Raw genomic sequence first — 14,068 nt, 5'->3', positions numbered from 1 at the left:
GGGGTCTGTCAGGGTCGGACCAGGCAGAACGTGGTCGCGGGGTCGGAGTAGACCATCTCGGTCCCGTCCGGCCCGCAGGCCGCCTTGTCGGCGGTGCCCTTGACGACCTTCTCGATCTTGTAGCTGGCCGACGCGTCGCAGGTGACCTTGGTGGTCTTGCCCGCCACGATCGAGCCCTCCTCCTTGAAGCAGTCGCCCTCGGCCGCGTTCAGCATCAGGCAGAGCGTGAAACCGCTGCTCCGCCGACCGGACTCGGTGTAGGACGCGTAGTCGCCCTCGGGGCACTTGTCCGACGCGCTGCCCAGCTCCTTCGCGACCTTGAAGGCGGCGGCCTGCGTGCCGCAGTCGACCTTCTCCAGCTCGGGGTTGGTGATGCTCGCCGACTTGATGTTGATGCAGTCGCCGACGTTCGCGCTGGACGGGGCGTCCTTGTTCAGGAAGTAGCCGCCGACGATGGCGCCGACGACGACCAGCAGGGTGATCACCAGCTTGATCTTGCCGCCGCCCTTCTTCGCTGGTGGCGGCGTCGGCGGCAGGGCCTGCTGGAACCCCGGCTGGCCGTAGGGCGGTTGGCCGTAGGGCGGCTGCTGGCCGGGGCCCGGCTGCTGCGGCGCGGCCCAGCCCTGCGGGGTCGGCTGCTGCGGCTGGCCCCACCCCGGCTGCTGCGGTGCCTGCTGGCCGTAGGGCGGCGGCGGGCCGTACGGTGCCTGGCCCGGCCCCTGCGGAGGGCCTGCGGGCCCGGCGGGTGGCGGGTGGTTGGGCGTGCTCACGGGTGGTCCTCTCGGTTCACGGGAGGCAGAAACGTATTCGGCGGCCCCGGTCCCCGCAGCGAAGTGACCACATCGTTGTCAGGCGTCGCCCTTGGCGAGGCAGAAGGTGACAGCGGGTTCCGGGTACGCCACGGCGCGTTGCTCCCCGCAGGCCGCCCCGGCGCCGAGGACCTTGGTGACCTTGACCGACTGGGCCGTTCCGCACGGCACCTTGAGCAGTCCGGACTCCTGGTCCTGGCCGTAGCACGAGCCCTCGACGAAGTTCGGGATCAGGCACAGGGTGGCGTCGGCCGTGTACGTGGAGTAGGTGGCGCCGCCCACCGGGCACGGTCCCTGCTCGACGACCTTGGCGACCTTGACGTTCGCCTGGTCGGAGCCGCAGTCCAGGGTGGTGAAGCGCGGGGCCTCGGTGCTGCCGGAGATGCTCGCGCACTGCCCCGCGGCGACCTGCGGGGGCTCGCTGTCGAACAGGCCGAGGGCGTACGCCCCGACGAGGGCGAGGGCGACCGCACCGAGGGCCAGCAGGATTCTGCGCATGGGGCACTGCATCGGCTCGAACGCCGGTCGAGTTGACGGTATTCACCGAAAAGTGGCAAAAATACGGTCCCGAAATACCACCGTGTGGACGATCAAGTCCACACGGTGGTACGCCGACTCAGTTCTCGGCGGGCGCGAAGCAGAACGTGATGGCCGGTTCGGGGTACGACTCGCCCGCGCCGTCCGGGCACGCGGCGGTGTCGGTCGACCCGTTGATGATCTTCACGACCTTCAGCGCCTCGAGGCCCTTGCACTCGCCCTTGATGTAGTTCAGGCCCTCGTCATCGAGGGTGTAGCAGGAGCCCTCGGTGAGGTTGGGCAGCAGGCACAGCCGGTAGCCCTCGGCGGGCTTCCCCTCGACCGGGTACTGCTGGTAGAAGCCCTCCTCGGGGCAGGCGTCGGAGTCGTTGCCGATCACCTTGCCCACCTTGAGCTGCGCCTTGTCGCTGCCGCAGCTCACGGTCTCGATCTTGGAGTCCTTCAGCGACTTCTCCGACAGGCTCACGCAGTCGCCCGCCGCGGCGTTCTTCGGGTCGCTGCCGCCGAACATGGTGAACGCGACGATGATCGCGACGACCACCGCGACCGCGACCACGCCGATCGCGATCCAGCGGCCCTTGCCGCCGGAGGAGGTCTCCTCCTCGTCCTCGTCGCCGGGCTTGGTCGGCTTGTAGAGGACGCCGGGGGTCGCCTCGGCGGCCGCCTGCGCGGGGACGGCGGGCACCGGCTCGGTGGCCTGGGCGGGCACCAGGGGCGTCGGCTCCACCGGCGCGGGCTCGGCCTCCGCGGCGGTCTCGACGGGCTTCGCGGGCTCGGCGGCGGGCTCCGCAACGGGCTCCGCGGCCGTCTCCGCAACGGGCTCCACAACCGGCTCCGCGGCGGTGTCGACGGGTGCCTGCTGGATCGGCAGGGCGTCCGTCTTGGGCTCCTCCGCCGACGTGGGCGGCTCGGCGGCCGCGACGGCGTCGGCGGGAGCGATGGGCGCCGCGGGCGGCTCAGCGTCGGCCTGGGGGGCCACCGGGGGCGCCTGCTGGATGGGCAGGGCGTCCGTCTTGGGCTCCGCGACGTCCGCGGGCTCCTCGACCGGCTCGGCGGGTGTGGAGGCCGCGGCCTCGGCGGGGATCTCGATCGCCTCGGTCACCGGCTCGGCGACGGGCTCCTCCGCCTTGGCGACCGGCTCGGTCACCGGTTCCGCCGCCGGTGCGGGGGTCTCCTCGGCGACCGCGGCGGGCTCGGCGGGCACGGCCTCCGGCTCCGCGGCGGCGGGCTCCGCGGCGGGCTCGGCGGGGGTCTGGGCGGTCTCCCCGGCGGGGACCGGGACGGTGGTGACCTCGGGGGCCACCGGCTCGACGGGCTCGGCGGCGGCGGGCTCGGCAGCCGGCTCGACGGCGGCGGGCTCGGCGGCCTTCTCCACCGGGATGGCGTCGGCGGCACCGTCGGCCGGGGGCTCGACGGCGGCCGACACCGCGGCCGAGGCGGGCACCGCGGGCACGCCGGGGACCGAGGACTCGGCGGGCACCGACGGCGTCGCGGGGACGGCCTTGGCCCTGGACTTGCGGACGGGCGTCTTCCGCGCGGGCGTCGTCTTGGCGGCGGGCGTCGCGGCGTCGGCGGCGGCGGGTGCGGCCTCGGCGGCGGGCGCCGCTTCGTCGGCGGCGACGGCGGGCGTGGCCTTCGCCCTCGGCTTGCGGGCCGGGGTCTTCCTGACCGGAGCGGCCTTCGCGGCCTCCGGCGTCGCGGCGGCGCCCTCGGGCGCGGCGTCGGCCGCGGCGGTCTCGGCAGCGGGCGCGGCCTTCGCCCGTGACCTCCGGACCGGTGCTTTCCTCACCGGGGGCGTCTGGGCGGTCTCCGTCGCCTCGGGAGTGCTCTCCGGGGCGTCCGCGGCCTTGGGGTCGGGGGTCGACTCGTTGCTCATGATCACCTTTGCTGGAGGTCCCGTGGGGTGTCCGGACATGGCCGAACGTAGGCACCCTCTTGCCGGTTTTCGAGAGTTTTACCAAACCGTCCTCAGATGCACAGCGTCGCCTCAGTGCCACGGTGCGCCACTGGGACTGCCCGCGACTTGCGCGTTGTTGTGACAATGGAAGAACACCAACCGACAGGAGCCGGCTCCCGTGACCGACGGCCCGCTGATCGTCCAGTCAGACAAGACCTTGCTGCTGGAGGTCGACCACCCGCTCGCCGACGAGGCGCGCGTCTCCATCGCGCCGTTCGCCGAGCTGGAACGCGCTCCCGAGCACGTGCACACCTACCGGGTCACCCCTCTCGCGTTGTGGAACGCCCGCGCCGCCGGGCACGACGCCGAGCAGGTCGTGGACGCGCTGGTGCGGTTCTCCCGCTACCCCGTGCCGCAGCCGCTGCTGGTGGACGTCGTGGACACGATGGGCCGCTTCGGCAGGCTGCAGCTGGCGAACAACCCGGTGCACGGGCTGGTGCTGAGCACTGTGGACCGAGCGGTCTTGGAAGAGGTGCTGCGGCACAAGAAGATCGTCCCGATGATCGGCGAGCGCATCGACGCGGACACGGTGGTCGTGCACCCGAGCGAGCGCGGCAGGCTCAAGCAGATGCTGCTGAAGATCGGCTGGCCCGCCGAGGACCTCGCGGGCTACGTCGACGGCGAGGCGCACCCGATCTCGTTGGCCGAGGACGGCTGGAAGCTGCGCGACTACCAGCGGCTGGCCGCGCAGGCGTTCTGGGCGGGCGGGTCCGGTGTCGTCGTCCTGCCCTGCGGTGCGGGCAAGACGCTGGTCGGCGCGGCCGCGATGGCCGAGGCGCAGGCGACCACGCTGATCCTGGTGACGAACACCGTCGCGGGCAGGCAGTGGAAGCGCGAGCTGATCGCGCGGACGTCGTTGACCGAGGAGGAGATCGGCGAGTACTCGGGCGAGCGCAAGGAGATCCGGCCGGTCACCATCGCGACCTACCAGGTGATCACCCGCAAGTCCAAGGGCGAGTACAAGCACCTGGAGCTGTTCGACTCGCGCGACTGGGGGCTGATCGTCTACGACGAGGTGCACCTGCTGCCCGCGCCGGTGTTCCGGATGACGGCGGACCTCCAGTCCCGGCGCAGGCTCGGTCTCACCGCGACGCTGGTGCGCGAGGACGGTCAGGAAGGCGACGTGTTCTCGTTGATCGGGCCGAAGCGCTACGACGTGCCGTGGCGCGACATCGAGGCGCAGGGCTGGATCGCGCCCGCCGAGTGCACCGAGGTGCGGGTGACGCTGACCGACAACGAGCGGCTCCAGTACGCCACCGCGGAACCCGAGGAGCGGTACAAGCTCTGCTCCACCGCTCGCACGAAGATGCCGGTGGTGAAAGCGATCCTGGACCGCCACCCCGGCGAGCCGACGCTGGTGATCGGCGCGTACCTGGACCAGCTCGACGAGCTCGGCGCGGCGCTGGACGCGCCGATCATCCAGGGGTCCACGAAGAACAAGGAGCGCGAGCTGCTGTTCGACGCGTTCCGCAAGGGCGAGATCCGCACGCTGGTCGTGTCGAAGGTCGCGAACTTCTCCATCGACCTGCCGGAGGCCTCGGTCGCCGTGCAGGTGTCTGGCACCTTCGGGTCCCGGCAGGAGGAGGCGCAGCGGCTCGGGAGGTTGTTGCGCCCCAAGGGGGACGGCCGCCAGGCGCACTTCTACTCGGTGGTGTCGCGGGACACTTTGGACACCGACTACGCCGCGCACCGGCAGCGGTTCCTGGCCGAGCAGGGCTACGCGTACCGGATCGTCGACGCCGACGACCTGCTGAGCCCGGAGCTCCCCGAGGTCGACTGAGCCCCGGCGCGCCGCCCGGCCGCCGTGCCGGGCGGCGCGTCCTTTGGCACCATCAGCGCGTGGACGTCTCCTCGATCCGGGTGTACGCGATCCCGATGCGCAACAGGTTCCGCGGCATCACCGTGCGCGAGGGCGTGCTCTTCCGCGGGCCGGCCGGATGGGGCGAGTTCTCGCCGTTCTTGGACTACTCCGACGCCGAGTGCGTGCCGTGGCTGGAGTGCGCCGAGGAGTCCGCGGGCCTGTCGTGGCCCGCGCCGCTGCGCACCTCGATCCCGGTCAACTGCACCGTTCCCGTCGTCGACCCCGAACGCGCGCACGGGATCGTGGCCGCCTCGGGGTGTTCGACGGCGAAGGTGAAGGTCGCCGATCCGGGCACCCCGCTGTCGGCCGACCTGGACCGGGTCGCCGCCGTCCGCGACGCGCTGGGCCCCGGCGGCAAGGTCAGGGTGGACGCGAACACGGCCTGGGACGTGGACACCGCGGTCGACGCCATCCGCGCCCTCGACCGCGCGGCGGGCGGGCTGGAGTACGTCGAGCAGCCGTGCCGGACCGTCGACGAGCTGGCGGCCGTGCGGCGCCGGGTCGACGTGCCGATCGCCGCCGACGAGTCCATCCGCCGAGCCGAGGACCCGATGAAGGTGGCCGTCGCGGGCGCGGCCGACATCGCCGTGATCAAGGTGGCGCCGCTGGGCGGGGTGCGGCGGGCGCTGCGGGTCGCCGAGGCCTCCGGCCTGCCGTGCGTCATCTCCTCCGCCGTCGAGACCTCCGTCGGCCTGGCCGCGGGCCTCGCCCTCGCCGCCGCCCTGCCCTCGTTGGACCACGCCTGCGGCCTGGCGACCACGTCGCTGCTGACCGGCGACGTGACGTCGGACTCCCTGCGCCCCGTCGCGGGCCACCTCCCGGTCCTGGGCACGGCCCCGACCCCCGACGTGTTCGACGGCTTCGCCGCCGACGGACCCACCACCGCCCGCTGGCTCGCCCGCCTCGACCGCGTCAGGGCGCTGCGCTGACCCAGCGCACCTCACCGTCGTCGTCCACCACGTCCGTCGGCACCAGCCCGAGCTTCCGCGCCACGGCCGCCGACGCGTGGTTGCCGGGGTGGATCGCCGCCCCCGGCTGCCGGATCCCGTGCTCCCCCAACCACCCGACCACACCCCGCGCCGCCTCGGTCGCGTACCCCTTCCGCTGGTGCCCCGTCCCGACCACCCACGCCACGTCCGCCGCGGCCCCCTCGACCGTCGCCTGCACCGTCCCCACCGCCACTCCGCAGCACCGCACGACCCAGTTGAACCAGCCGTTGTGGCCCCCGGCGGCCAGGCGGGCGTAGCGGGCGCGCAGCTGGTCGGGCGTCAGCGGGCGGCCTCCGATGAACTCGTGCAGGCGCTCGTCGTCCAGCAACGGCGCCATCTCGTCCGCGTGCCGCACCCGCAACGGCTCCAGCACCAGCCGCTCGGTGCGGATGGCCTCGACGGTGGGCAGGGCTGGTGTCATGCCGCCACCGTAGGAAGGGCGGGGTTCACTGCCAACGGCTTTACGCGCTCGTGGGCTGGTGGGTGGTCGCCCGCCCCCTGAACGGGCGACCACCCGGTGCGGGGTGACCTGGGCTCAGCCGACGAGGGAGGCGCCGGGCAGCATCGAGCGGGGGATCAGGGCGGACTGGGGGAACTCGACGTTGACGGAGACCTCGTCGCCGCCGATCTCGCGGGTGATCCACGGGCCGGTCTCGACCATGATCTTGAGGGTCTTGACGTGCAGACCGTTGATCTTGTTGAGGTACCACTCGTCGTCGGGGAGGTTGCCCATGCGGCTGGAGAGGCGGTTCTTGACGGTGCGCATCCGGGTCCACAGCTCGGTGGTCAGCGCCTGCCGGTCGAACGGGCCCTCGAGGCCGTCGCGGACGCGCTGCTCGATGCCGTGGGGCAGGCCGTTGTCGTCCGGCATGACCATGACGGTCCAGGCGCGGGACTTCTCGCGGTACTGGAGCTGCTGCATCAGACCTTCGTGGGCGGCGAAGTCGGAGGAGCGGAACTGCTTGCCCTGCCAGCGTTCCCGCAGCGCGCCCGCCAACGACTGCGCGCTCTTCACGCCGGTGTTGAGGCCGCGGCCGGGCCAGAAGTGCAGGGAGTTGGCGGCGTCGCCGATGAGGAAGCCGAACGTGCTGGGGGCGAGCTGGGCGGTGAACCGGGAGTGCTGCTGCATGCCCAGCTTGAACGAGGTGAGGCCGAGCAGGTCCTGGGGCGAGGCGCCGAAGAAGCGGACGCCCTCCTGGATCCGGGGCCACAGGAAGGACAGCTTGTCGATGGACGGCTTGAACACGGCCTTGTGCCGGTCGCAGACGAACCGGCCGTTGTCCGGGCGCATCGTGCACGCGTAGCGCTGGATGCACTCGACCGGGCCGTTCTCGCCGATCGACACGATCTCGGAGGCCTCCTCGGCGGACAGCCGCATGTTGATGAAGCCGCCGCCCAGCGAGTTGAACAGGTAGCGGTTCTGGCTGACCGTCAACGGGACCGTGTGCTCGTCGGGGATGTAGGACTTGACCCGGATGCCGAGGACGATCTCCTCCAGCGGCTTGCCCTTGATCGAGTAGAACTCCCGGTCGGGCGTGCCGAAGTGCTCCTTCAGGCCCTCGCGGGTGGTCGAGCGGGCGCCGTCGGCGATGGCGAGGACGTGCGTGCCGTCCCACGACGCGGGCTGGGTGTAGGCCTCGGCGACCATCTCGATCCCGTAGACGTCCTGCGCCATGTCGATCAGGCAGTCCTCGATCCAGCGGATCTTGACGTTGCGCGGCCGCCCCTTGTCCGCCGGGGAGTCGGGGCCCAGCGGCCACATCTCGCCGAAGCGGCCGGGCACGAACAGGGCGCGCTGCACCTTGTTGGGCAGCCCGGACCACACGTTGCTCTGCAGGGTCACGACCTGCTCGCGGCGGACGTTGCCCTCGCCGCGGTCGCGCCAGCGCACCCGGCCACCGGCCTTGACCCAGCGGCGGTCGAAGATCCGCACGGCGACCTGGTCGCCCATCATCGCCTTGAGCGTGCAGGCGAAGGTCAGCCCGACCGGCCCGCCGCCGACCACGTCGACGCGCAGCGGCTCGCGGCCCGCGGGGCGGGGCGGCATCTTGACGACGTCGGCCACCGTCAGCTCGGGCACGGGTCCCACGGCCGGGATGCCGGGGAGCCGACCCGCGATGCTGCCGCGGTGCGGCATGCGGAGCAGCTTCGTCTTCGGTTCCGCGGCGTGGAAAGGCGCGTCTTTCCCGGGCATGGCTGGCCGACCTTCCGGTGCTTGCTGGAGGGGGGTTCTTCGAGGTACACCCCAGTCACGGACGCGACCGCGGATCGGTTCAAAAGTTTTCCGGACGGATTCCGGACGCGGGCGACCGGCCTCAGCGACCGAGACCGTGCGCGGCGGCCCCGAGGCGGCCCACGACCTCGTCGGTCCTGGCCAGGGCCTCGGTGCGGCGCGGCGTCGGGGGTACCGAGGAGAGGTCGACCGCCCGGATCGGCGGGCCGAGCTCGACCAGCGTCGGCCGGTACCTGGCCTCCTCGACGTGCCAGCCCTGCGGTCCCTGCACGAACTTGAAGCGGGCGATCAGGCCTTCCTCGGTGGTGCCGCGGGGTTCCTCGTGCTTGGCGACCTCGTTGCCCATGCCGTAGACGACCCACTTGCCGTTGACCTGCTCGATCGGCTGCACGGTGTGCACGTGGGTGCCGATGATCAGGTCCACGGCGGGGTCGGCGAGGATCGCGGCCGCCATCGAGCGCTGGTCGTCGTTCGGGTCGGCCTCGTACTCGGTGCCCCAGTGCAGGCTCGCCACCACGACCTCCGCACCGGCGGCCTTGGCGGCGCGGGCCGCCTCGATCACCCGCTGCGGGTCGAGCGGGTTCGAGATCCACGGCTCGGGCAGCGGGATCCCGTTGAAGCCGAAGGTGAACGCGACCTGGCCGACCTTCACGCCGTTCGCGTCCAGGATCAGCGGGGTCGCGGCCTCCTCCGGGGTGCGCGCCGAGCCGGTGTGCTTCATGCCCGCCGCGTCCAGGACGTCCAACGTGGTCCGCACACCCCGCACGTCGCGGTCCAGCGTGTGGTTCGACGCCGTGGAGCAGCTGTCGTACCCCAGGTCCAGCAGCGCCCTCACCACCTCGGGCGGCGCGCTGAACGCCGGGTAGCCGAACGTCGGCTCGCCCGGCGCGGACAGCGGGGTCTCCAGGTGGCAGATGGACAGGTCGGCGTCGACCGCCGGGCGCAGCCCCTCCAGCAGCGGGTGGAAGTCCGGGGTGCCGCCGCCGTCCGCCCGCGCCTGCGCCTCCAGCGCCGGGTGGATCAGGATGTCGCCGCCCGCGGCCAGCGTGAACGACCGCTGCGGCGGCGGTGGCGAAGTGGCGCCGGAGGCGGCGGGCGTGCCGGCGGAGGCGACGGAGGTGGACGCGGCGAACGGCTTGCCCGCGGTGGACGCGCACGCGGGCAGCAGGAGGCAGGCGGCCAGCGCCGCCGCCGTCCGCCTCCCCCGCTGGATCAGCGGTGCCGCCGGAGCCTGGAGACCACCAGCACGGCGACCGCGAGCCCGGCGACCAGCGGCAGGGCCCGTTTGAGCACGGGCACACCCGCGGTGCCGAGCAGGTCGATGGCCTCGACCTCCTCCGCCCGGTCGGGGACGGCCTTGAGGTGCTGCTGCGTCACTTCGGTTCCCCCGTCGGGCGGATCGGCTGCGGTCGGGCCACCAGCGTCCTCCGTTCCGAGGCTGCCCGCCAGGCACTCCGCGAACTGGTCGATGATCCGGCCGCCGACCTCGGCGATCAGCCCCCGGCCGAACTGCGCGGGCCTGCCGGTGATGCTCAGGTCCGTCACGACCAGCGCGCGCGTGCCGCCGTCGGCCTCCACCAGGGTCGCGGTGACCGTGGCCGCCGCCGTGCCGTTGCCGCGGACGTCCTTGCCGGACGCCTTCATCACCATCCGGCGGGAGGCCTCGTCGGTCTCCAGGAACTCGCCCGATCCCTTGTACATCAAGGTGATCGGACCGAGCTTCACCTTCACGGTGCCGGTGAAGCGCGCGCCGTCGACCTCGGTGAGGGTGGCGCCGGGCATGCACGGCGCCACCCTCTCCGGGTCGAGGAGCGCGGTCCACACGGTCCCGACCGGGGCCGGGACCGTGAACTCGTGCTCCAGCTTCATGCGCCCACCGCTGCGGTCAGCGCCCGCCCGGTCAGCACCCGCGCCAGGTGCGAGCGGAACTCGGCGTCGGCGTTGCCGTCCGTCGTCGGGTTCGTGCCCTCGGCGGCGCGGGCCGCGGCGGCGTTGATCGACTCGGCGGTGGCGGGCTGCCCCACCAGCGCCTCCTCCACGCCGGTCGCGCGCACCGGGGTCGGCCCCATGTTGGTGAGCGCCACCCTGGCCTCGGCGATGGTCCCGTCGGTGACCCGGACGGCCGCCGCCACCGCGACGATCGACCACGCCTGCGCGACCCGGTTGAACTTCTCGTAGTGCGCGCTCCACCCGGTCAGCTTCGGCACCCGGACGTCCACGAGCAGCTCGTCCGGCTCCAGCACCGTGGTGAAGTAGTCGACGAAGAACTCACGTGCGGGCACCTCCCGCCGCCCGCCCGGCCCGACGATGACCATCGTCGCGTCCATCGCCAGCGCGGGAGCGGGCAGGTCGCCCGCCGGGTCCGCGTGCACCAGCGCCCCGCCGAACGTGCCGCGGTGGCGCACCTGCGGGTCCGCGACGGTGTCGGTGGCGACCGCCAGCAGCCGGGCGTGATCGCGCACGAGGTGGTCGCGCTGGACCTCGTAGTGCGTGGTCATCGCCCCGATGAGCAGCGAGTCGCCGTCGTCGCGGACTCCGGTGAGCTCGCTGAGGTTCGACAGGTCCACGACCACGTTCGGCGCGGCCAGCCTCATCCGCAGCACCGGGATCAGGCTCTGGCCGCCCGCCATGACCTTGGCGTCCTCACCGGCCTCGGTGAGCGCCCGCACCACCTCCTCCACGGTGGCCGGTGCCACGTAGTCGAACTCCGCCGGGATCACTCCGCACCTCCCTGCGCGTCGATGGAACCGAGGCCGCCCGCCGCGACCGGTGTGGTGGGCACTCCCCGTTCCTTGCCCTGGTGGACCGCCTTCCACACCCGCATCGGGGTGCACGGCATCTCGACGTCGTCCACGCCGAGGTGGCGCACGGCGTCGATGACCGCGTTCACCACCGCGGGCGTCGAGGCGATCGTGCCCGCCTCGCCGACCCCCTTGACGCCCAACGGGTTCGAGTCCGCCGGGGTGACCGTGCGGTCGGTGGTGAAGTGCGGCAGGTCGGCCGCGGACGGGAGCAGGTAGTCGGCCAGCGTCGCCGTGGTGAGGGTGCCGGACTCGTCGTGCACGGCCTCCTCGAACAGCGCCTGCGCGATCCCCTGCGCCAGGCCGCCGTGCACCTGGCCCTCGACGATCAGCGGGTTGACCACCTCGCCGATGTCGTCGACGCAGACGTAGGAGCGGATCTTCACCGCGCCGGTCTCCGTGTCGACCTCGGTCGCGCACAGGTGCGTGCCGTGCGGGAAGGAGAAGTTCGTCGGGTCGAACGTGCACTCGGCGTCCATGCCCGGCTCCATGCCGTCGGGCAGGTTGTGCGCCACGTGCGCCGCGAGAACGACGTCGCCGAGCGCGGTGCTCGTCCCCGTGCCGCGCACGGAGAACTGGCCCGAGGCGAACTCCACGTCGGACTCGGAGCACTCCATCAGGTGCGCGGCCAGCGTGCGGGCCTTGGCCAGCACCTTGTCCGCCGCCAGCACGATCGCCGTGCCGCCCACGGCCAGCGACCGCGAGCCGTAGCTGTCCATGCCCTTGTGCGAGGACTGGGTGTCGCCGTGCAGCACCTCGACGTCCTCGAACGGCACGCCGAGCCGGTCGGCCACGATCTGGCTCCACGCCGTCTCGTGCCCCTGCCCGTGCGGCGAGGTGCCGGTGATCAGCTCGACCTTGCCGGTGGGCAGCATCCGGATCGCCGCGTGCTCCCAGCCGCCCGCGCCGTAGCGCAGCGAGCCGAGCACCCGCGACGGCGCGAGACCGCACATCTCGGTGAACGTGGAGATGCCGATGCCCAGCTGCACCGGGTCACCGCTCTCCCGCCGGCGCGCCTGCTCCTGCCGCAGCTCGTCGTACCCGAACAGCTCCATGGCCCGGTCGGTGGCGGCCTCGTAGTTGCCGGAGTCGTAGGTGAGCCCGCAGACCGTGGTGAACGGGAACTCCTCGTGCTTGATCCAGTTCTTGCGGCGCAGCTCCATCGGCTCCATGCCGAGCTCCACCGCGAGCTCGTCCATCAGCCGCTCGATCGCGAACGTGGCCTCGGGCCGCCCGGCGCCGCGGTAGGCGTCGGTCGGGACCTTGTTGGTGAACACGTTGACGCAGGTGAACCGGTAGGCGGGGAACTTGTAGATGGCGTTGAACATGAACGCGCCGAGGATCGGCACGCCCGGCGTGACCAGCCGCAGGTACGCGCCCATGTCGGCGAGCAGGTCGACCTTGAGGCCGGTGACCGTGCCGTCGCGGCGGGCGGTGACCGTGAGCTGCTGGATCTGGTCGCGGCCGTGGTGCGCGCTGAGCATCGACTCGGTACGCGACTCGGTCCACTTGACCGGCTTGCCCAGGCGGCGCGCGACCAGCAGGGTCAGCACCTCCTCGGGCGTGACCTGGAGCTTGCCGCCGAAGCCGCCGCCGACGTCCGGCGCGATCACCCGCACCTTGTGCTCGGGGATGCCGAGGACCGCGGCCAGCATCCAGCGCAGGATGTGCGGGACCTGGGTGGCCGACCACATGGTGATCGAGCCGCCGCCGGGGTCGACCACGACCGACCGCGGCTCCATGAACGCCGGGATGAGCCGCTGCTGGCGGAACGTCCTGGTGACCGTCACCTCCGCGTCGGCGATGGCCTGGTCGACGTCCGCGCCCGTCCCCGCCTCGGCGGAGTCGAACACCCACGTCGCGCTCTTGTTCGTGCCGAGGTCCGGGTGCACGAGGTCGGCTCCGTCGGCGACCGCGGCCTCCATGTCCAGCACCACCGGCAGCTCGTCGTACTCGACGTCGATCGCGGCCAGCGCGTCGTGCGCCTCGTAGTCGGAGCGGGCGATGACGACGGCGACGCCCTCACCGGCGAAGTTGACCTCGTCGACCGCCAGCGACGGGGCGGGCGGCGCGAGCATGTCCTCGGTGATCGGCCACGCGCACGGCAGGCTGCCCTGCTCCGCGGCCACGTCCTCGCCGGTCAGCACGAGCAGCACGCCCGGCATGGCCGCCGCGGCGGTGACGTCGATGCCGGTGATCTTCGCGTGGGCCATGGGGCTGCGCAGCACGGCCATGTGCAGCATCCCGGCCATCTGGATGTTGTCGGTCCACCGGGTGTCCCCGGTGATCAGCCGCGCGTCCTCCTTGCGCAGCCTGGCCCTGCCGATCTCCGGTTCCGCGGTGGCGGTCATTCGCCACCTCCCGCGTGCGACGGCGACGGGGCGACCTGCTCAGCCTCGGGGCCGGCGCCGGGACGCATCTGGTGCGCGGCGTCGCGGACGGCCTTCACGATGTTCTGGTAGCCGGTGCACCGGCAGAGGTTGCCCTCCAGCCCGTGCCGGACGGTCTCCTCGCTCGGGTCGGGGTCGTCGGCGAGGAGGTCGATCGACTGCATGATCATTCCGGGTGTGCAGAACCCGCACTGGAGGGCGTGGTTCTCGTGGAAGGCCTTCTGGACGGGGTGCAGCTGCCCGTCGCGGGCCAGGCCTTCGATGGTGGTGACCTCGTGGCGATCGGCCTGCACCGCGAACATGGAGCAGGACTTCACGCTGTGGCCGTCGAGGTGGACCGTGCAGGCGCCGCAGTTGCTCGTGTCGCAGCCGACGACGGTTCCGGTCTTGCCTAGTCGTTCGCGGAGGTAGTGGACCAGCAGCATTCGCGGTTCCACCTCGTCGGTGTAACTCACTCCGTCCACGCTGACGGTGATGCGCATGAACCCTCC

Annotated in this window: 12 protein-coding genes; 2 read left to right on the top strand and 10 right to left on the bottom strand. The window is 72.4% G+C overall.

Annotated elements, in window-relative coordinates; all coding sequences use genetic code 11:
* Positions 1-8: 8 nt before the first annotated feature.
* The 3 genes from CLV43_RS03320 to CLV43_RS03310 all read right to left on the bottom strand — a co-directional run bounded on the left by CLV43_RS03320 (position 9) and on the right by CLV43_RS03310 (position 3,222).
* On the bottom strand, positions 9-770 hold the full coding sequence (locus CLV43_RS03320) for an LppU/SCO3897 family protein (RefSeq protein WP_106185424.1): 762 nt from the start codon (positions 768-770) through the stop codon (positions 9-11).
* Positions 771-848: 78 nt separating this feature from the next.
* Positions 849-1,307, bottom strand: a complete 459-nt coding sequence (locus CLV43_RS03315) for an LppU/SCO3897 family protein (protein WP_106185423.1) — start codon at positions 1,305-1,307, stop codon at positions 849-851.
* Between the two features lie 118 nt (positions 1,308-1,425).
* Positions 1,426-3,222: an LppU/SCO3897 family protein gene (locus CLV43_RS03310; RefSeq protein WP_106185422.1), complete on the bottom strand. Its 1,797-nt coding sequence runs from the start codon at positions 3,220-3,222 to the stop codon at positions 1,426-1,428.
* 199 nt (positions 3,223-3,421) lie between these two features.
* On the opposite strand from CLV43_RS03310, the gene CLV43_RS03305 reads away from it, so the two are divergent.
* Positions 3,422-5,083, top strand: coding sequence for a DNA repair helicase XPB (locus CLV43_RS03305; protein WP_106185421.1), 1,662 nt, complete (start codon positions 3,422-3,424; stop codon positions 5,081-5,083).
* A gap of 74 nt (positions 5,084-5,157) precedes the next feature.
* A complete protein-coding gene (locus tag CLV43_RS03300; RefSeq protein WP_106185959.1) occupies positions 5,158-6,093 on the top strand; it encodes an o-succinylbenzoate synthase in 936 nt (311 codons plus the stop codon).
* On the opposite strand, the gene CLV43_RS03295 is transcribed toward CLV43_RS03300, so the two are convergent.
* The 7 genes from CLV43_RS03295 to CLV43_RS03265 all read right to left on the bottom strand — a co-directional run bounded on the left by CLV43_RS03295 (position 6,077) and on the right by CLV43_RS03265 (position 14,059).
* Positions 6,077-6,574, bottom strand: a complete 498-nt coding sequence (locus CLV43_RS03295) for a GNAT family N-acetyltransferase (RefSeq protein WP_106185420.1) — start codon at positions 6,572-6,574, stop codon at positions 6,077-6,079. The genes CLV43_RS03300 and CLV43_RS03295 overlap by 17 nt on opposite strands.
* Positions 6,575-6,688: 114 nt before the next feature.
* Positions 6,689-8,347, bottom strand: coding sequence for an NAD(P)-binding protein (locus tag CLV43_RS03290; protein ID WP_106185419.1), 1,659 nt, complete (start codon positions 8,345-8,347; stop codon positions 6,689-6,691).
* 121 nt (positions 8,348-8,468) lie between these two features.
* Positions 8,469-9,431 carry a CapA family protein gene (locus CLV43_RS03285; RefSeq protein ID WP_281262145.1) on the bottom strand — a complete coding sequence of 321 codons (963 nt, stop codon included), beginning with the start codon at positions 9,429-9,431 and terminating at the stop codon, positions 8,469-8,471.
* 167 nt (positions 9,432-9,598) lie between these two features.
* On the bottom strand, positions 9,599-10,255 hold the full coding sequence (locus CLV43_RS03280; RefSeq protein ID WP_106185418.1) for an SRPBCC family protein: 657 nt from the start codon (positions 10,253-10,255) through the stop codon (positions 9,599-9,601).
* Complete coding sequence (locus tag CLV43_RS03275) at positions 10,252-11,106, bottom strand: FAD binding domain-containing protein (RefSeq protein ID WP_106185417.1); 855 nt, start codon at positions 11,104-11,106, stop codon at positions 10,252-10,254. The genes CLV43_RS03280 and CLV43_RS03275 overlap by 4 nt, the downstream gene beginning before the upstream one ends.
* Entirely contained in the window at positions 11,103-13,538 is a 2,436-nt protein-coding gene (locus tag CLV43_RS03270) for a xanthine dehydrogenase family protein molybdopterin-binding subunit (RefSeq protein ID WP_106185416.1), read from the bottom strand. Before CLV43_RS03270 ends, CLV43_RS03275 begins: the two co-directional genes overlap by 4 nt.
* Positions 13,535-14,059 carry a (2Fe-2S)-binding protein gene (locus tag CLV43_RS03265; RefSeq protein WP_106185415.1) on the bottom strand — a complete coding sequence of 175 codons (525 nt, stop codon included), beginning with the start codon at positions 14,057-14,059 and terminating at the stop codon, positions 13,535-13,537. Before CLV43_RS03265 ends, CLV43_RS03270 begins: the two co-directional genes overlap by 4 nt.
* Positions 14,060-14,068: the final 9 nt, after the last annotated feature.

Origin of the sequence: Umezawaea tangerina (genome assembly GCF_003002815.1) — a bacterium.
Classification (GTDB): Bacteria; Actinomycetota; Actinomycetes; order Mycobacteriales; family Pseudonocardiaceae; genus Umezawaea; species Umezawaea tangerina.
Note: the sequence above shows the minus strand (reverse complement) of the source record. Positions and strands in the feature narration are given on the sequence as shown.

What these genes read in the sequence shown, in the direction of transcription:
- CLV43_RS03315 (WP_106185423.1), bottom strand. Translation starts at nt 1,307, where the DNA reads ATGCGCAGAATCCTGCTGGCCCTCGGTGCGGTCGCCCTCGCCCTCGTC.
- CLV43_RS03310 (WP_106185422.1), bottom strand. Translation starts at nt 3,222, where the DNA reads ATGAGCAACGAGTCGACCCCCGACCCCAAGGCCGCGGACGCCCCGGAG.
- CLV43_RS03295 (WP_106185420.1), bottom strand. Translation starts at nt 6,574, where the DNA reads ATGACACCAGCCCTGCCCACCGTCGAGGCCATCCGCACCGAGCGGCTG.
- CLV43_RS03290 (WP_106185419.1), bottom strand. Translation starts at nt 8,347, where the DNA reads ATGCCCGGGAAAGACGCGCCTTTCCACGCCGCGGAACCGAAGACGAAG.
- CLV43_RS03280 (WP_106185418.1), bottom strand. Translation starts at nt 10,255, where the DNA reads ATGAAGCTGGAGCACGAGTTCACGGTCCCGGCCCCGGTCGGGACCGTG.
- CLV43_RS03270 (WP_106185416.1), bottom strand. Translation starts at nt 13,538, where the DNA reads ATGACCGCCACCGCGGAACCGGAGATCGGCAGGGCCAGGCTGCGCAAG.
- CLV43_RS03265 (WP_106185415.1), bottom strand. Translation starts at nt 14,059, where the DNA reads ATGCGCATCACCGTCAGCGTGGACGGAGTGAGTTACACCGACGAGGTG.